Genomic DNA, 16,886 nt, shown 5'->3' with positions numbered 1-16,886 from the left:
GAAAACGCCAAGCCATCTCGAAAAGGCATGCCTCGTGCTTTCAACCCGTCAACTGCGCTACTTCGTCGAAATCGCCGAGAGCGGCAGCTTTAGTGCTGCGGCCGAACGCCTGTTCATTGCCCAATCGGCACTGAGCCGGCAGATCAAGGACATGGAAGACCGACTGCAAACGCCATTGTTCGAACGCACCGCGCGCCAGCCCCGGCTCACTGCCGCTGGCGAAGCGTTCCTGCCCCGGGCGAGAAACCTGCTCAACGAGTTGAACAAGGCCAGCACCCTGGCCACGGAAATCGGCCAGGGCCAGCGCGGCACCTTGCGCCTGAGCCACTCCAGCACCGTACCGATCAGCGGCCGATTGTTGCGCGACATGAGCGCTTACCTGGAGCAACAGCCCGGTGTTTCGCTGGACATCGGCACGTTGTCTTCGGAGGCACAGCTTGAAGAACTGGCCGAGGGCCGGCTCGATATCGGCCTTCTACGCCTGCCGGTTTTGCGTCAGCGCGAGGGCGTTCAGGTTGTTCCGCTCTACACCGAACGCTTGCTGCTTGCCGTGCCGGCGGAGCATCGACTGGCTTTGGCGGAGGCAGTCGATCTGGCGCAATTGAAGGACGAAGCGTTCATTTCCATTCCGCACCCGCAGCGCGGCGGACTGAGTTATTTGTGCGCGGACCTGTGCATGCGTCACGGCTTCTTCCCTCAGGCTGCGCGAGTGATGTCGCGCAAGACCACACAGCTGCAATTGATCCAGGCCGGTTTCGGCATCGCTCTGCTGCCGGAATCGATGCAGGACATCGCGCCTACCGGTGTGAGATTTCTACCGCTGACGGGCGATTGCCAGAGCACCGTCGCCCTCGCCTATCGGCAGAATCCCACACCCTTGGTGCAACACTTCCTCCAGACATTCACCGGCGAAAGCCTTTAAACTGCGCCCCATGATTAAAGATCCCTTTGCAAGACTCGGCCTCGACCGCGAAGTCCTGACCGTCAGCCAGCTCAACGGCCGCGCGCGGGTGTTGCTCGAAGACGTGTTCAGCAACATCTGGGTCGAAGGCGAAATCTCCAACCTCGCCCGCCCGGCGTCCGGCCACGTGTATTTCACGCTCAAGGACAGCGGTGCGCAGGTACGTTGTGCGCTGTTCCGGCAGAACGCTGCCCGAGTGCGTCAGGCGCTGAAGGATGGCCTGGCGGTCAAGGTGCGTGGCAAGGTCTCGCTGTTCGAAGGGCGTGGCGACTATCAGTTGATCCTCGACACCGTGGAGCCGGCCGGTGACGGCGCCCTGCGTCTGGCCTTCGATGCCTTGAAGGAAAAACTCAGCGCCGAAGGCCTGTTCAGTGCCGAGCGCAAAGTGCCGCTGCCGGCCCATCCGCAGCACGTCGGCATCATCAGCTCGCCGACCGGCGCGGTGATCCGCGACATCATCAGCGTGTTCCGCCGCCGTGCGCCGCAGGTCAAACTGACACTGATCCCCACTGCCGTGCAGGGCCGCGAAGCCACGGCGCAGATCGTCCGCGCTCTGAAACTGGCGGACGCCCGGGGCTTCGACGCGCTGATTCTTGCCCGTGGCGGCGGCTCGCTGGAAGACCTCTGGTGCTTCAACGAAGAGGCCGTGGCACGGGCGGTGGATGCCTGTGTGACGCCGATCGTCAGCGCGGTCGGGCATGAAACCGATGTGTCGATCAGTGATTTTGTGGCCGACGTACGTGCGCCGACGCCATCTGCTGCGGCTGAATTGCTCGCCCCGGATTCCAGCCACCTGATCCGTCAGGTCGAAAGCCTGCATCGCCGACTGGTGATGCGCATGCGCGACCGTTTGATGCGTGATCGTCTGCGACTTGAAGGGATGGCCCGTCGTCTGCGCCATCCCGGCGAACGTCTGCGCCAGCAGGCACAGCGTCTGGATGACCTTGACATGCGCATGCGCCGCGCTTTCGAGCGCCAGCTCAATACTCGCCGCGAACGTCTGATCCGCCTGGAAACCCGCCTCGCCGGGCAGCATCCGGGACGCCAACTGGCCCTGTTGCGCCAGCGCCTCGACAGCCTCGCCGAACGCCTGCCACGCGCCATGAACGAAGGCCTGAAACGGCGCCGTTTACAGTTGCAAAGCCAGATGCAGACCCTGCACGTGGTCAGCCCGCTGGCGACCCTTGGCCGGGGCTACAGCATTCTGCTCGACGAACGCGGCAACGCGATCCGCGATGCGGCGCAAACCCACACCGGCCAGCGTCTGAAGGCCAAACTGGGCGAAGGCGAACTGCAAGTGCGCGTCGAGGACAATCACCTGACGCCTGTCACCCTCTCTTTACTGGACTGATCCATGCCGCGTTTTCTCGCTCCGCTGCTGTTGCTGTGCCTGACCTTCAACGCCCACGCCGACAGTTACATCACCCGGCTGCTGAACAAACCGGTGCCAGGCGGCGTCGCGGTCGTCGATCTGGGGACCGCTGTGCAAGCGCCGAAGGCCACGTATCAGGGCAAACCGGTGCTAGTAGTCAAGGAACAGAACAACTGGCTGGCGATTGTCGGCGTTCCGTTGACCGTCAAACCCGGCACCCAGCAGATCAGCAGTGGCGGCAAGAATCTGAACTTCGCCGTCGGCAACAAGAAATACCCGGAACAGCACATCACGCTGAAGAATACTCAGCAGGTCAATCCGAACCCGGCGAACCTGAAGCGCATCGAGGGCGAACTGGCCGAGCAGATCAAGGCCTATCGCAGCTTCAGCCCGAACACGCCGAGCAACCTGCTGCTGGACAAACCGGTCAACGGGCCGTTGTCGAGCAAATTTGGCGTGCGCCGTTTCTTCAACGGTGAAGAGCGCAATCCTCACGCAGGCCTCGACTTCGCAGTACCGGCCGGCACACCGATCAAGACCCCGGCGGCGGGCAAGGTGATCCTGATCGGCAACTACTTCTTCAATGGCAACACCGTGTTCGTCGATCACGGCCAGGGCTTCATAAGCATGTTCTGCCACATGTCGAAGATCGATGTGCAGAACGGTCAGCAACTGGCCCGCGGCGCGGTTGTGGGCAAGGTCGGCGCTACAGGGCGCGCGACCGGGCCACACATGCACTGGAACGTCAGCTTGAATGATGCGCGGGTGGATCCGGCGATCTTTATCGGCGCATTTCAGCCTTGATTCCAGGCTGACCCCCAGCCAGCAGGGATTGCGCACGACCAATGGTCTGCGCAATCTCCGCCAACAATTACCGCCATCTCAAGAATAAAATCTCGGAAAAACCCGCTTTCCGGGTATTCCTCTCAATTTTTTTCGACTGCTTGCCATACTCAGCCCCCGCGGTTAGGGTTGAAGGCATGAAAACCTCTCACACCCTTATTCAGCTTCGCCAGCACCGCAGCCTGTGCCTCGTCAGCGCACGACTGCCGGGCTGAATCGCTGCGCCTCGTCCCAAGCTTTTCCCCGAACATTCGTTCCACCGGCAGGCCGCCTCTTTTCGGCCCAGACAATAAGGAATTTCCCGATGAGCATGCTCAAAGACCCGTCTTCGAAATACCGCGCGTTTCCTGTGATCAACCTGCCGGATCGCACCTGGCCGTCGAAAACCATCGATGCCGCGCCGATCTGGTGCAGCTCCGACCTGCGTGACGGCAACCAGTCGCTGATCGAGCCGATGGACGCGGTGAAAAAGCTGCGCTTCTGGAAAACCCTGGTGCAAGTGGGCGTGAAAGAAATCGAAGCGTCGTTCCCGGCCGCATCGCAAACCGACTTCGACTTTGTACGTACCCTGATCGAAGAAGGCCACATCCCGGACGACACCACCATCCAGGTGCTGACCCAGGGCCGTGAAGACCTGATCGAACGCACTTTCGAATCGCTGCGCGGGGCGAAGAAGGCGATTGTTCACCTGTACAACGCCACCTCCCCTTCTTTCCGTCGCATCGTGTTCAACCAGGACAAGGACGGGATCAAGGCCATCGCCGTGAACGCCGCCAAGCTGTTCGTCAAATATGCCGCGATGCAACCGAACACCGAGTGGACCTTCGAGTACTCGCCGGAAACCTTCAGCGCCACCGAGCTGGAGTTCGCGAAGGAAGTCTGTGACGCCGTGATCGAGGTCTGGAACCCGACGCCTGAGCACAAGATCATCCTCAACCTGCCGGCCACCGTTGAATGCGCGACCCCGAACGTCTACGCCGACCAGATCGAGTGGTTCCACCGCAACATCAACCGTCGTGACAGCGTGATCATCAGCCTGCACACCCACAACGACCGTGGCACTGGCGTGGCCGCCACCGAGCTGGGCCTGATGGCCGGCGCCGACCGCGTCGAAGGTTGCCTGTTCGGCAACGGCGAGCGTACCGGTAACGTCGACCTCGTCACCGTGGCACTGAACATGTACACCCAGGGCCTCGACCCGCAACTGGACTTCTCCGACATCGACGGCGTGCGCAAAGTCGTCGAAGAGTGCAACCAGATTCAAGTTCACCCGCGTCACCCATACGTTGGCGACCTGGTACACACCGCGTTCTCCGGCTCCCACCAGGACGCAATCCGCAAGGGTTTCTCCCAGCAGAAACCGGACACCCTGTGGGAAGTACCGTACCTGCCGATCGACCCGGCCGACATCGGTCGCAGCTACGAGGCGGTGATCCGCGTCAACAGCCAGTCGGGCAAGGGCGGCATCGCCTACTTGCTGGAACAGGAATACGGCATCAGCCTGCCACGTCGCATGCAGATCGAATTCAGCCAGGTCGTGCAGCGTGAAACCGATCGCCTGGGCCTGGAGATGACCGCCAAGCAGATTCACTCGCTGTTGATCAGCGAGTACCTGCAAGCCAACACCCCGTACGCACTGGTCAGCCATCGCCTGCAGGAAGAAAACGGCAACAGCGCCGTCGAAGTGGAAGTGGCGAGCAAAGGTCAGGGCGAAACCAACCTGCACTGGCGCGGCAAGGGCAACGGCGCGCTGGAAGCACTGGTGGCCGGTCTGCCGATTCCGGTGGAGATCATGGACTACAACGAACACGCCATCGGCGCGGGCACCAACGCCAAGGCAGCGGCTTATATCGAGCTGCGTGTGAATGGCGAACGTGCCGTACACGGCGTGGGCATCGATGAAAACATCACCACGGCCAGCTTCAAGGCACTGTTCAGCGCGCTGAACCGCTCGCTGAGCCAGCCGGAAGCGAAAGCGGCGTAACTCACCGCTGAAATACAAAAGGCCCCGGGGTTTGCACCTCGGGGCCTTTTTCGTTCTGATCGCGATTATCAGGTGAATTCGAAGGTGTCTGCGTCCAGATTCGCCGGGAACCGCTCTCGGTAAGCAGCAAGCGATGCCGCCTCCAGCACCACCTTGAACACCCCGTCCGCCTCCCCCGCTGCAAGCAACGTTTCGCCCTGGAAGTCCAGCACCTGACTGTCGCCGGTGTAGGCAAAGCCCTTGCCGTCGGTACCGACCCGGTTGACCGCCGCCACATAGCAAAGATTTTCGATCGCCCGGGCCGGCAGCAGCCGGTTCCAGTGCTGACGCCGCGCACCCGGCCAGTTGGCGGTGTACAGCAACAGGTCGGTGTCTTGCGCATCACGGCTCCACACCGGAAAGCGCAAGTCGTAACAGATCAGCGGACGCACCCGCCAGCCCTTGAGTTCGAACTGCACCTGGCGCTCGCCGGGCGTGTAGTGATTATGCTCGCCGGCCATGCGGAACAGATGACGCTTGTCGTAATGCAGTACTTCGCCGTCCGGTCGCGCCCACAGCAAGCGGTTGCGGTGGCTGCCGTCGGCGGCCTGGATGATCACGCTGCCAGTGACGACCGCATTCAGTTTCGCCGCCTGGACCCGCAGCCATTTACTGGTCGGGCCGTTTTCGGCTTCGGCCAGGGTTTCGGATTCCATGGAGAATCCGGTGGTGAACATTTCCGGCAGGATGATCAGATCCGCACCGCGCGCCTGCTCCAGCAAAGCGTCGAAATGCTCAAGGTTGGCCTGACGATCATGCCAGGCCAGGCTGGTCTGGATCAGCGCCAGATTGAGATCGGGTAAAGCACTCAGATCACGCATAGTTTTGCCGCCGCTTCCCGCAGCGTCTCCTCGCGTTTGGCGAAGCACAGGCGCACCAGGCGCTGGCCTTCGGGTGGATTCTGGTAGAACACCGACACAGGAATACTGGCCACGCCGTGCTCGCGGGTCATCCACATCGCCATCTCGACATCGTTCAGGTCAGGACGGATCTGCGAGTAATCGACCAGTTGGAAATAGGTGCCGGTGACTCTGGTGAAGCTGAATCGCGACGACTCCAGCAAATCGCAGAACAGATCGCGCTTGGCCTGATAGAAACCCGGCAGTTCTTCGACGTGTTCCGGATGCTCGGCCATGTAATCGGCCAGGGCGTACTGCAGCGGTGTCACACCACAGAAGCTCACATACTGGTGCACTTTGCGCAGCTCCGCCGTCAGGGCCGGAGGTGCCACGACGTAACCGGTTTTCCAGCCGGTGACGTGATAGGTCTTGCCGAACGAACTGACGACGAACGCGCGCTGATAAAGCTCTTCATGGGCCAGGACGCTGACGTGCGGCACACCGTCGAACACCAGGTGTTCGTAGACTTCGTCGCTGATCACATAGATATCACGGTCACGGATCAACGCCGCCAACTGGTCGAGCTCGGCACGACTGATCAGCGCGCCACTCGGGTTGTGCGGGGTGTTGAGGATGATCATCCGCGTGCGCGGGCTCAGGGCTGCACTGAGCTTGTCGAAGTCGATGGAGAAATCATTCAGGCCCAACTGCACATGCACGCAGCGCCCACCGGCCAGTTCCACCGACGGCTCGTAGCTGTCGTAGGCCGGGTCGAACACGATGACTTCATCGCCGCTGTGGATAACCGCCTGGATTGCACAGAAGATCGCCTGGGTCGCGCCGGGGGTCACGGTCACTTCAGTGTCGGCATTGACGCTTGCGCCATAGCTGCGAGCGATTTTGGCCGCGATCTGCTGACGCAACGCCGGCAAACCGGTCATTGGCGAATACTGGTTATGGCCACTGGCAATGTGCCGACCGACCGAATCGCGCAGCGACTGCGGGCCGTCGAAATCGGGAAAACCCTGGGACAGGTTGATGGCTCCGGTCTGTGCCGCGAGCTGAGACATCTGCGTGAAAATAGTGATGCCGACATTCGGCAGCTTGCTGGTAATCATCGGGGTTCCCTGCTCTGCCCCGGCACTGACGACGGCGCGGGAGAGCCCGAGGATAGCCCATCCGGCGCCCATAAAAAAAGGGCGCCAAACGGCGCCCCTTCTCTCTCGATGATCGTTCCTGTGCTCTGCATGGAAACGATCAACGGGCAGCGACCTTACTTCTTGTCGCGGCGCTTCTTGCTGGCCTTCTTGTTGTGCGACATCAAACGACGCTTCTTGTTGACCTGACGGTCGGTCAGCGTGTTCTTGTTGCCTTCGTACGGGTTCTCGCCACCCTTGAACTCGATACGGATCGGCGTACCGACCAGTTTGAGCACACGGCGGTAAGTGTTTTCCAGATAGCGCACGTACGACTTCGGCACTTTCTCGATCTGGTTACCGTGGATCACGATGATCGGCGGGTTCGCGCCACCCAGGTGAGCGTAACGCAGCTTGATCCGGCGGCTGTTGACCATCGGCGGCTGGTGCTCGCTGACTGCGTCTTCGAGGATCTGGGTCAGGCGGCTGGTTGGCCAGCGAGTGACCGCGGACTTGAACGAGTTCTGCACCGAAGCGTAGAGGTTGCCCACGCCAGTACCGTGCAGTGCCGAGATGAAGTGGATGTCGGCGAACTCGACGAAGAACAAGCGACGTTGCAGCTCGATCTTCACGAAGTCGCGCTCGCTCGGCGTCATGCCGTCCCACTTGTTGATCGCGATCACCAGCGCACGACCCGCTTCAAGGGCGAAGCCCAGCAGGTTGAGGTCGTGATCGACCACGCCTTCGCGAGCGTCCATCACGAAGATCACGACGTTGGCGTCTTTGATCGCCTGCAGGGTTTTGACCACGGAGAACTTTTCGACTTCTTCGTGAATCTTGCCGCGCTTGCGCACACCAGCGGTGTCGATCAGCGTGTACTTTTCTTCGTTACGCTCGAACGGGATGTAGATACTGTCGCGAGTCGTGCCGGGTTGGTCATAGACGATTACCCGATCTTCACCGAGCATGCGGTTGACCAAGGTCGACTTGCCGACGTTCGGACGGCCGATGATGGCAATCTTGATGCCGTCTTTTTCGCTCGGGCCAGGAATGCGCTTGGCTTCCTCGCCTTCGGCAACGATCTCTTCCTCTTCGCCTTCCGCAGGTTCGTCATCATCGCGCGGGAAATCGCTCAGAGCGGCTTCCAGCAATTGAGTGATGCCGCGACCGTGGGCGCCAGCGATCGGAATCGCGTGACCCATGCCCAGCGGGGCGAATTCGGCGCGGGCCATTTCCGGGTCGATGTTGTCGACCTTGTTGGCGACCACGTGGGAACGCTTGTTACGTTTGCGCAAGTGTTCGGCGATCATCTGGTCGGCGGCGGTGAAACCGGCCTTGGCATCTACCAGGAACAGAACGACATCCGCTTCTTCAATGGCCAGCAGCGACTGCTCGGCCATTTTTTCGTCCATACCATGCTCGTCACCGGAGATACCGCCGGTGTCGATCAGAATGTAGGAACGCCCTTGCCACTTGGCCTCACCGTACTGGCGATCACGGGTCAGACCGGACAAGTCGCCGACGATGGCGTCGCGAGTCCTGGTCAGGCGGTTGAACAAGGTGGACTTGCCGACGTTCGGTCGGCCCACCAGGGCGATTACGGGAACCATGCGGCTCTCCACTTCGTTATTTCAGAAAATACAAAAGCCGCTGCGAGGCAGCGGCTGGTGCTCGGGGCAACGCCCAAAAGCGCTGCAAGCCCTGCAAATGCAAGGCCGCTTGGGGATTAACCCCAAGCATAGTTGTTACTTGATGGTCAGGGCTTCCAGTTTGCCGCTGTTGCCATACACATAAATCGTGTCACCCACCACCAGCGGACGGGCACGCAGGCCGTCGCTGTCGATGCGCTCGCGGCCGACGAAACGACCGTCCACCTGACTCAGCAGATGCAGGTAACCTTCCAGGTCACCGACTGCAACGTAGCTGGAGAACACTTCCGGCGCCGACAGTTGACGGCGGGCCAGCGAATCATTGGTCCACAGTGCAGTGGTCGAACGCTCGTCGACGCCTTCAACGGTGCCCGAAGACAGGCTCACGTAGACGTTGCCGAAGCCCTGGGCGATACCGGCGTAGCTCGACGCATCGCGCTGCCACAGTTGACGGCCGCTTTCCAGGTCCAGTGCCGCAACGCGACCCTGATAGCTGGCGACGTACAATGTGCCACCGGACAGCAGCAGACCGCCGTCGATGTCGACCACACGCTCCAGCTCCGAACGACCTTGCGGAATCGCGATCCGTTGTTCCCAGACCGGCACGCCGTTGGAAATGTCCAGAGCGATCACTTTACCGGTCGACAGGCCAGCCACCGCGAGGCGGTTGGTCACGAGCGGTGCGCTGGTGCCGCGCAGGGTCAGCACCGCTGGCGTGCTGTCGTACACCCAACGCTGTTGACCAGTGGAGGCATCCAGACCGATCAGGCGATCGTCCTGGGTCTGCACGACCACGATGTCGCCGTTGTTGGCAGGTGGCGCCAGCACTTCACTGGTCACGCGAGCGCGCCACTTCTCTTCACCGTTGATGGTGTCGAGTGCAATGACTTCGCCTCGCAGGGTGCCGACCAGCACCAGACCGTAACCCACGCCGACGGCGCCGGAGACAGGCAGGTCAAGTTCCTTTTTCCACTTCACGTCGCCGTTGCTGCGATCCATGGCCATCACGATGCCGGTAACGTCGGCCGCGTAGATGGTGTCGCCATCTACTGCCGGTACCAGCATGTTGTAGGTTTCGCCCTGACCGTCACCGATCGAGCGGCTCCACTGCTTGTGCAGAACCACTTCTTCCTTGAAATCGGTCAGTTCGGCCGGTGGCAGTTCTTTTTTGCTGTTGCTGCTGCAACCCGCGGCCAGAAGGGCCAGAGCCAGCAATGCTGCATGCTTCCAACGGATCACGTCACGCATCCCCTTTGGCCAGGTCGTCCAGCTTGATTTGAAGGCCACCGACCGCCGCTTCATCCGACAGTGCCGCCTTGGCTTTTTGATACGCCGTGTTCGCTTCATCAGTGCGGCCCAGCTGTACCAGCAGGTCGCCCTTGAGTTCTTCGCGAGTGGCCAGGAACGACTTGTCGGCATCGCCTTCAAGCAGTTTCAGAGCTTCATCAGCCTTGTTTTGTGCACCCAGCACCTGCGCCAGACGCTGACGGGCGATTTCGCCCAGTGCTGCGTTGGCCGGTTTGGCAACGATGGCTTTCAGCTCGGTCGCCGCGTCGTCCAGCTTGCCGCTGTCGACCGCTACCTTGGCCACGAACAGGCTGCCGTACTGCGCGTAGGCAGAACCACCGAATTCGCTGTTGAGCTTGCCGGCCAGATCCGCAACGCGCGCGGCATCAGGCTTGCCATCCGGGGTCAGCGTGGTTTCCAGCAATTGCTGATAGAGCACCGAGGCGCCTTGCGACTGGTTGCTCTGATATTTGTGAAAAGCCTGCCAGCCGAACACGATGACCAGCGCCAACAGGCCGCCAGTGACCAGAGGTTTGCCGTTGCGTGTCCACCAGTCCTTCAAATCCGCCAACTGTTCGTCTTCGGTACTCGACACCCCAATACTCCTTAATCGCTAAATCGGCTGTTTAGACAGCTTCAACCCTGCACGACGCAGGTGGCCAGGTGTGCAGCGAGCGCATCCCAGGCAATGCTTTGTTGTTCGCCCTGGCCACGCAGGGGTTTGAAACCTACCACTTGCTGGGCCATTTCGTCGTCACCGAGGATCAGTGCGTACAGCGCACCGCTCTTGTCGGCTTTCTTGAACTGGCTCTTGAAGCTGCCGGCGCCGGCATTGACTTGCAGGCGCAGGTTGGGCAGTTGGTCGCGTACACGCTCGGCCAGGGCCAGACCGGCCAGCTCTGCTTCTTCCCCGAAGGCACAGAGATAGACGTCGACCTGACGGGAGATTTCTTCCGGGATCTGCTCCAGGGTTTCCAGCAGCAACACCAGACGCTCGATACCCATGGCAAAACCGACGCCCGGGGTCGGCTTGCCCCCCATCTGCTCGACCAGACCATCGTAACGGCCGCCCGCGCACACGGTGCCTTGGGCGCCGAGCTTGTCGGTGACCCATTCGAATACGGTTTTGCTGTAGTAATCGAGGCCGCGTACCAGCTTCGGGTTGAGTACGTAAGGAATGCCGACGGCATCCAGACGGGCCTTCAGGCCTTCGAAGTGGGCACGGGACTCGTCATCCAGGTAGTCGGCCATCTTCGGCGCATCAACCAGGACGGCTTGTGTGTCGGCGTTCTTGGTGTCGAGCACACGCAGCGGGTTGGTCTTCAGGCGACGCTGGCTGTCTTCGTCCAGTTTGTCGTGGTGCGCCGAGAGATACTCGACCAGCGCTTCACGATAACGGCCACGGGACTCGCTGGTGCCCAGGCTGTTGAGTTCGAGCTTGACCGCATCGCGGATGCCCAGCTCGCCCCACAGACGCCAGGTCAGCACGATCAGTTCGGCGTCGATGTCCGGGCCGTCGAGGTTGAAGACTTCCAGACCGATCTGGTGGAACTGGCGATAACGGCCTTTCTGCGGACGCTCGTGACGGAACATCGGGCCGATGTACCACAGTTTCTGCACCTGGCCACCGCCGGTGATGCCGTGTTCGAGTACTGCACGCACGCACGCGGCGGTGCCTTCCGGGCGCAGGGTCAGGGAGTCGCCGTTGCGGTCGTCGAAGGTGTACATCTCTTTTTCGACGATGTCGGTCACTTCACCGATGGAGCGTTTGAACAGCTCGGTGAACTCGACGATCGGCATACGGATCTGCTTGTAACCGTAGTTATCCAGCAAACGCGAAACAGTGCCTTCGAAGTAGCGCCATACCGGCGTCTGTTCCGGCAGGATGTCGTTCATGCCACGAATGGCTTGTAGAGACTTGCTCACAGAAATTCCTTAATTCGTTCGATCAGCCGCGCGCGATAACCGCTGCGTCAGCTTCGACCTTCTCGGCCGCTTTCTGGCGGATCAGCCTTTCGAGCTCGTCCACCAGATTGTCATTCGTCAGTTTCTGCGACGGCTTGCCGTCGATGTAAATCAGGTTCGGCGTGCCGCCGGTCAAGCCGATATGGGCTTCCTTGGCTTCGCCGGGGCCGTTGACCACGCAACCGATCACCGCGACATCCAGCGGCACCAGCAGATCTTCAAGGCGCCCTTCCAGCTCGTTCATGGTCTTGACCACATCGAAGTTCTGCCGCGAGCAGCTCGGGCAGGCGATGAAGTTGATACCACGGGAACGCAGATGCAAAGACTTGAGAATGTCGTAACCGACCTTCACTTCCTCGACCGGATCGGCCGCCAGCGAGATGCGGATAGTATCGCCAATCCCCTCGGCGAGCAGCATACCTAGGCCCACGGCGGATTTCACTGTACCGGAGCGCAATCCACCGGCTTCGGTGATGCCCAGGTGCAGCGGCTGGACGATTTCCTTGGCCAGCAGACGGTAGGCTTCGACGGCCATGAACACGTCGGAGGCCTTCACGCTGACCTTGAAGTCCTGGAAATTCAGGCGTTCGAGGTGCTCGACATGGCGCAACGCGGACTCGACCAGTGCGGCCGGGGTCGGTTCGCCGTATTTCTTTTGCAGGTCTTTTTCCAGGGAACCGGCGTTGACGCCGATGCGGATCGGAATCCCCCGATCACGAGCGGCATCGACCACCGCACGCACGCGGTCTTCACGACCAATGTTGCCCGGGTTGATGCGCAGGCAATCGACACCCAACTCAGCCACGCGCAAAGCGATCCGGTAATCGAAGTGGATGTCGGCAACCAACGGCACCTTGACCAGTTGCTTGATCTTGCCGAATGCCTCGGCGGCGTCCATGTCCGGCACCGAAACCCGCACGATGTCGACACCGGCGGCTTCAAGGCGATTGATCTGGGCGACGGTGGCAGCGACGTCATTGGTGTCGCTGTTGGTCATGCTCTGCACAGCGATAGGCGCATCGCCGCCGACAGGCACGTTACCGACCCAGATCTTGCGTGATTCGCGACGTTTGATTGGAGATTCGCCGTGCATGACTTATTGACCCAACTTCAGGCGAGCAGTCTCGCCACTGGTGAACGGAGCGATATCGACCGGCTGGCCGTTGTAGCTGACTTGCGCGGCACGGGCAACGCCCAGACGAACAGCCAGCGGTGGCTTGCCAGCCACGGAGACGCTGTCGCCCTTGTGCTTGAGACCGCTGAACAACACTTTACCGCTGCCGTCAGTGACCTGAGCCCAGCAATCGGCGGTGAATTGCAATTGAACCTGGCCTTGACCGGCAACCGGAGCTACCGGGGCCACTGGCGCAGGAGCCGGCGCAACAACAACCGGCGCGACCGGAGCCGTGACGACAGGTGCTGGTGTAGCCGGAACGTTTGGCGCAGGCGTGGCCGGAGCAGCCACCACCGGAGCCGGCGTGTGAACCGGTGCAGCAGCGGTTACAGCTGGAGCAGGCGTCACCGGAGCTGTTGCTGGAGCAGCAGCCTCGGCACCGGTCGACTCGGCAGCGGTTTCCGCTTGTGGCAGTGCCAGAGCGGTTGCGCCCTCGGCCTCGCCTTCCGCGACGGCCTGGTCTTCCGGCTCGTCCAGTGGATGAATCTGGGTGGTGCCGTCAGCGCCTTCGACTTCGACGTGCTCAGGCGCCAATGTGGTCAGATCCTTGGTCCGCTGTGAAGTCTGATCCTGCCACCAGACGAAACCGCCGCCGATGACCGCGATCAGCAACAGCAGGCTGACGATCCGCAAAATGGTGTGGGAAACCCGGACCGGCTCTTCGATCCGACCCAGGGCGTGGACGTTGCTGCCCTGGGAATCGGTGCCGGTGGACTGGTCGAACTGCTGGACCAGAACCGCCTGATCCATGCCGAGCAATTTGGCATAGGCGCGAATATAACCGCGGGCGAAGGTATGCCCCGGCAGCTTGTCGAACGCACCGGCTTCGAGGTTGGTCAGGGAAGTCACGGTGAGGTTGAGCTTGAGGGCCACTTCGGCCAGCGACCAGCCATTGCTTTCGCGGGCCTGGCGCAAGGTCTCACCGGGGTTAACGCGATTCGCTGCTACAACTTCGGGATGCGCCGCTTTCATCATTGCTCCGACAGGTATTGCTGATATTCCGGCGTACCGGGATAGAGTCGTTTTAATTGCAGGCCCGCACTGGCGGCCTTGTCGCGATCTTCAAACACTTTTGCCAGCCGAACCGCGAGCAACAGACTACGTGCATTTTGCTCGGACAGCTGGCTGAAACGGTCGTAATAGTCACGCGCGGGCACATAATGCCTGTCTTCGAATGACAACTCAGCCATTTCGAGCAATGCCCGTGGTTGCTGACGGTTCAAACGCAATGCTTTTTCCAGTTGCTGCTGGGCAAGATCACGCTGGCCAAGCTTGAACGCCGTCATGCCGAGGTTCTCGAACACACGCGAACGCTCAGGATACAGGGTATCGGCGGCGGCCTGTTCAAAACGCTCGTAGGCTTCCTTGTAACGCTGTTCTTCGTAGAGAAAACTGCCGTAATTGTTGAGGATGCGGGCATCGGCGGGACGGGAGGACAGCGCCTTGCGAAAGTGCTCATCCGCCAGTGCAGGTTCCACTTCGGACTGGAAAACCAGTCCGAGGGCCGCGTTGGCGTCAGGATCCGAACTGTCCAGCTCCAAGGCCTTTTTCAACGGCACCTTGGCCCGCTCGGTCATGCCTTGCTGCAAGTATCCCAATCCCAGCTGCACGTAGGCAGCCCGCGCTTCATCACGGCCCTTGCTGGTCTTCATCGGGTTGTAATCACCCGAAAGGACACAGCCAGCACACAGGCTGGCCAACAGCAACAGCAGCGCAAAGCGCAGGGACATAGAGATCCTCTCTTAATTAGTGTTCGCGGCGTTCTGTGCCAGATCGCTGTCGGCGCTCAATTCGCGCACGGCGATGTAACGTTCGCTGCGACGGGTGCGATCCAGCACCTGCCCTACCAATTGACCGCAAGCCGCGTCGATGTCTTCACCACGGGTGGTGCGCACAGTCACGTTATAGCCTGCCTGGTGAAGCTGATCCTGGAACCGGCGGATAGCGTTGTTGCTCGGCCGCTCGTACCCGGAATGCGGGAACGGGTTGAACGGAATCAGGTTGATCTTGCAGGGAATATCCTTGAGCAGCTCGATCATTTCCACAGCGTGCTCAAGCTTGTCGTTGACGTCCTTGAGCAAGGTGTACTCGATGGTCAGCACGCGCTTCTCGCCCAGTTCGGACATGTAGCGCTGGCACGACTCGAGGAGCATCTTAAGCGGATATTTCTTGTTGATCGGCACCAATTGGTTACGCAATGCGTCATTCGGTGCGTGCAGGGACAACGCCAGGGATACGTCGATGTGCTTGGCCAGCTCATCGATCATCGGCACCACACCCGACGTGGACAGGGTCACGCGGCGCTTGGAGATCCCGTAGCCCAGGTCATCCATCATCAGATGCATGGCCGCCACGACGTTGTCGAAGTTCAGCAGCGGTTCGCCCATGCCCATCATCACCACGTTGGTGATGGCGCGGTCGATGGTAGCCGGAACACTGCCGAAGGATTTGTTGGCAATCCACACCTGACCGATGACTTCGGCGGCGGTGAGGTTGCTGTTGAAGCCTTGCTTGCCGGTGGAGCAGAAACTGCAGTCCAGGGCACAGCCTGCCTGGGACGAAACGCACAAAGTGCCGCGTTTGCCCTGGGGAATGTAAACGGTCTCGACACAGCTGCCGGACGCCACGCGCACCACCCACTTACGGGTGCCGTCGCTGGAGATATCCTCGCTGACCACTTCGGGACCACGGACTTCAGCAATAGCCTTGAGCTTGTCGCGCAAGGCCTTGCTGACGTTCGTCATGGCGTCGAAATCATCCACGCCAAAGTGGTGAATCCATTTCATTACCTGACCGGCACGGAAACGCTTCTCCCCGATTGAGTCGAAGAATTTTTCCATTTCCGGCTGGGTCAGACCCAGCAGGTTGGTTTTAACAGTCGATGTAGTCATGGATTCACCTTCACTCATAAGCCAATGCTTAGCGAGTGGTTACTTCAGTAGCTGCGAAGAAGTACGAGATTTCACGAGCAGCAGCGGCTTCGGAGTCCGAACCGTGTACAGCGTTGGCGTCGATGGAATCAGCGAAGTCAGCACGGATGGTGCCGGCAGCAGCTTCTTTAGGGTTGGTAGCGCCCATCAGCTCACGGTTCAGAGCGATAGCGTTTTCGCCTTCCAGAACCTGAACAACAACAGGACCGGAGATCATGAAGGCAACCAGGTCGCCGAAGAAGCCACGAGCGCTGTGCTCAGCGTAGAAGCCTTCAGCTTCGGCTTTGGACAGTTGCTTCAGTTTCGAAGCTACAACGCGCAGGCCGGCTTTTTCGAAACGAGTGGTGATTTCGCCGATGACGTTTTTTGCAACAGCGTCAGGCTTGATGATGGAGAAAGTGCGTTGAACAGCCATGGTGTAACTCCAGAAACAGTAATTTGCGAAAAATTAAACCCGCGAATTATACGCGGGTTCTTGGGTATTGCCTAACCTGCAAGGACGATCAGTCTACTTCTTCGATCCAGAGAGCCTGGACCGCTTCCAACACCTTCTCGCCGACACGGCCAGAGGTGTTGTCGAAATCCGGCAGTTCCATGATCCATCGCTGCAAGTCGACGAAATTGACAGAGAGCGGATCGACGTCCGGCTTGGCTTCGGCCAGCTCTTCTGCAATACGTTGAACATCATTCCAACCGTAGCTCATGAC

16 protein-coding genes are annotated in these 16,886 nt (G+C 60.4%); 4 read left to right on the top strand and 12 right to left on the bottom strand.

The window, feature by feature from the left end:
• Positions 1 to 34 precede the first annotated feature (34 nt).
• The 4 genes from JJN09_RS13205 (at position 35) to leuA (ending at position 5,160) form a co-directional block, all read left to right on the top strand.
• Positions 35 to 922, top strand: coding sequence for a LysR family transcriptional regulator (locus JJN09_RS13205; RefSeq protein ID WP_249490515.1), 888 nt, complete (start codon positions 35 to 37; stop codon positions 920 to 922).
• 10 nt (positions 923 to 932) lie between these two features.
• Positions 933 to 2,312, top strand: coding sequence for an exodeoxyribonuclease VII large subunit (xseA, locus tag JJN09_RS13200; RefSeq protein WP_249490514.1), 1,380 nt, complete (start codon positions 933 to 935; stop codon positions 2,310 to 2,312).
• 3 nt (positions 2,313 to 2,315) lie between these two features.
• Complete coding sequence (locus JJN09_RS13195; protein ID WP_249490513.1) at positions 2,316 to 3,137, top strand: peptidoglycan DD-metalloendopeptidase family protein; 822 nt, start codon at positions 2,316 to 2,318, stop codon at positions 3,135 to 3,137.
• Positions 3,138 to 3,480: 343 nt separating this feature from the next.
• On the top strand, positions 3,481 to 5,160 hold the full coding sequence (gene leuA / locus JJN09_RS13190) for a 2-isopropylmalate synthase (RefSeq protein ID WP_249490512.1): 1,680 nt from the start codon (positions 3,481 to 3,483) through the stop codon (positions 5,158 to 5,160).
• A 68-nt stretch (positions 5,161 to 5,228) separates the two neighbouring features.
• Here the strand turns inward: leuA and JJN09_RS13185 are convergent, their stop codons facing one another.
• The 12 genes from JJN09_RS13185 to iscX all read right to left on the bottom strand — a co-directional run bounded on the left by JJN09_RS13185 (position 5,229) and on the right by iscX (position 16,883).
• Positions 5,229 to 6,020 carry an amidohydrolase gene (locus tag JJN09_RS13185; RefSeq protein WP_249490511.1) on the bottom strand — a complete coding sequence of 264 codons (792 nt, stop codon included), beginning with the start codon at positions 6,018 to 6,020 and terminating at the stop codon, positions 5,229 to 5,231.
• The gene (locus tag JJN09_RS13180; RefSeq protein ID WP_249490510.1) at positions 6,008 to 7,156 is read right to left on the bottom strand and encodes a pyridoxal phosphate-dependent aminotransferase; all 1,149 of its coding nucleotides are present in this window, start codon (positions 7,154 to 7,156) and stop codon (positions 6,008 to 6,010) included. The genes JJN09_RS13185 and JJN09_RS13180 overlap by 13 nt, the downstream gene beginning before the upstream one ends.
• A gap of 155 nt (positions 7,157 to 7,311) precedes the next feature.
• Positions 7,312 to 8,784 carry a ribosome biogenesis GTPase Der gene (gene der / locus JJN09_RS13175; RefSeq protein ID WP_249490509.1) on the bottom strand — a complete coding sequence of 491 codons (1,473 nt, stop codon included), beginning with the start codon at positions 8,782 to 8,784 and terminating at the stop codon, positions 7,312 to 7,314.
• A gap of 135 nt (positions 8,785 to 8,919) precedes the next feature.
• On the bottom strand, positions 8,920 to 10,071 hold the full coding sequence (bamB, locus tag JJN09_RS13170) for an outer membrane protein assembly factor BamB (RefSeq protein ID WP_249490508.1): 1,152 nt from the start codon (positions 10,069 to 10,071) through the stop codon (positions 8,920 to 8,922).
• Entirely contained in the window at positions 10,064 to 10,705 is a 642-nt protein-coding gene (locus JJN09_RS13165) for a tetratricopeptide repeat protein (RefSeq protein ID WP_249490507.1), read from the bottom strand. Before JJN09_RS13165 ends, bamB begins: the two co-directional genes overlap by 8 nt.
• Positions 10,706 to 10,746: 41 nt before the next feature.
• Positions 10,747 to 12,036: a histidine--tRNA ligase gene (gene hisS, locus JJN09_RS13160; RefSeq protein WP_192558927.1), complete on the bottom strand. Its 1,290-nt coding sequence runs from the start codon at positions 12,034 to 12,036 to the stop codon at positions 10,747 to 10,749.
• A 22-nt stretch (positions 12,037 to 12,058) separates the two neighbouring features.
• On the bottom strand, positions 12,059 to 13,168 hold the full coding sequence (gene ispG / locus JJN09_RS13155) for a flavodoxin-dependent (E)-4-hydroxy-3-methylbut-2-enyl-diphosphate synthase (RefSeq protein WP_003185136.1): 1,110 nt from the start codon (positions 13,166 to 13,168) through the stop codon (positions 12,059 to 12,061).
• A gap of 3 nt (positions 13,169 to 13,171) precedes the next feature.
• Entirely contained in the window at positions 13,172 to 14,221 is a 1,050-nt protein-coding gene (locus JJN09_RS13150) for a RodZ family helix-turn-helix domain-containing protein (RefSeq protein ID WP_249490506.1), read from the bottom strand.
• Complete coding sequence (gene pilW, locus JJN09_RS13145) at positions 14,221 to 14,979, bottom strand: type IV pilus biogenesis/stability protein PilW (protein ID WP_249490505.1); 759 nt, start codon at positions 14,977 to 14,979, stop codon at positions 14,221 to 14,223. The genes JJN09_RS13150 and pilW overlap by 1 nt, the downstream gene beginning before the upstream one ends.
• 12 nt (positions 14,980 to 14,991) lie before the next feature.
• Positions 14,992 to 16,140 (bottom strand): 23S rRNA (adenine(2503)-C(2))-methyltransferase RlmN, encoded by a 1,149-nt coding sequence (rlmN, locus tag JJN09_RS13140; RefSeq protein ID WP_096818602.1) that lies wholly within the window; start codon positions 16,138 to 16,140, stop codon positions 14,992 to 14,994.
• 28 nt (positions 16,141 to 16,168) lie between these two features.
• The gene (gene ndk / locus JJN09_RS13135) at positions 16,169 to 16,594 is read right to left on the bottom strand and encodes a nucleoside-diphosphate kinase (protein WP_007916882.1); all 426 of its coding nucleotides are present in this window, start codon (positions 16,592 to 16,594) and stop codon (positions 16,169 to 16,171) included.
• A gap of 88 nt (positions 16,595 to 16,682) precedes the next feature.
• The gene (iscX, locus tag JJN09_RS13130; protein ID WP_027619659.1) at positions 16,683 to 16,883 is read right to left on the bottom strand and encodes a Fe-S cluster assembly protein IscX; all 201 of its coding nucleotides are present in this window, start codon (positions 16,881 to 16,883) and stop codon (positions 16,683 to 16,685) included.
• Positions 16,884 to 16,886: the final 3 nt, after the last annotated feature.

The sequence above is a fragment of the Pseudomonas sp. HS6 genome, from assembly GCF_023375815.1.
Taxonomy (GTDB): domain Bacteria; phylum Pseudomonadota; class Gammaproteobacteria; order Pseudomonadales; family Pseudomonadaceae; genus Aquipseudomonas.
This window is presented reverse-complemented; position numbering and strand designations above follow the sequence as displayed.

Bases quoted from the DNA above. Each gene is read 5' to 3' on its own strand.
- ndk (WP_007916882.1), bottom strand. From the start codon at position 16,594: ATGGCTGTTCAACGCACTTTCTCCATCATCAAGCCTGACGCTGTTGCA.
- ispG (WP_003185136.1), bottom strand. From the start codon at position 13,168: ATGCACGGCGAATCTCCAATCAAACGTCGCGAATCACGCAAGATCTGG.
- JJN09_RS13150 (WP_249490506.1), bottom strand. From the start codon at position 14,221: ATGAAAGCGGCGCATCCCGAAGTTGTAGCAGCGAATCGCGTTAACCCC.
- der (WP_249490509.1), bottom strand. From the start codon at position 8,784: ATGGTTCCCGTAATCGCCCTGGTGGGCCGACCGAACGTCGGCAAGTCC.
- leuA (WP_249490512.1), top strand. From the start codon at position 3,481: ATGAGCATGCTCAAAGACCCGTCTTCGAAATACCGCGCGTTTCCTGTG.
- JJN09_RS13180 (WP_249490510.1), bottom strand. From the start codon at position 7,156: ATGATTACCAGCAAGCTGCCGAATGTCGGCATCACTATTTTCACGCAG.
- rlmN (WP_096818602.1), bottom strand. From the start codon at position 16,140: ATGACTACATCGACTGTTAAAACCAACCTGCTGGGTCTGACCCAGCCG.
- xseA (WP_249490514.1), top strand. From the start codon at position 933: ATGATTAAAGATCCCTTTGCAAGACTCGGCCTCGACCGCGAAGTCCTG.
- pilW (WP_249490505.1), bottom strand. From the start codon at position 14,979: ATGTCCCTGCGCTTTGCGCTGCTGTTGCTGTTGGCCAGCCTGTGTGCT.
- iscX (WP_027619659.1), bottom strand. From the start codon at position 16,883: ATGAGCTACGGTTGGAATGATGTTCAACGTATTGCAGAAGAGCTGGCC.
- JJN09_RS13185 (WP_249490511.1), bottom strand. From the start codon at position 6,020: ATGCGTGATCTGAGTGCTTTACCCGATCTCAATCTGGCGCTGATCCAG.
- bamB (WP_249490508.1), bottom strand. From the start codon at position 10,071: ATGCGTGACGTGATCCGTTGGAAGCATGCAGCATTGCTGGCTCTGGCC.
- JJN09_RS13195 (WP_249490513.1), top strand. From the start codon at position 2,316: ATGCCGCGTTTTCTCGCTCCGCTGCTGTTGCTGTGCCTGACCTTCAAC.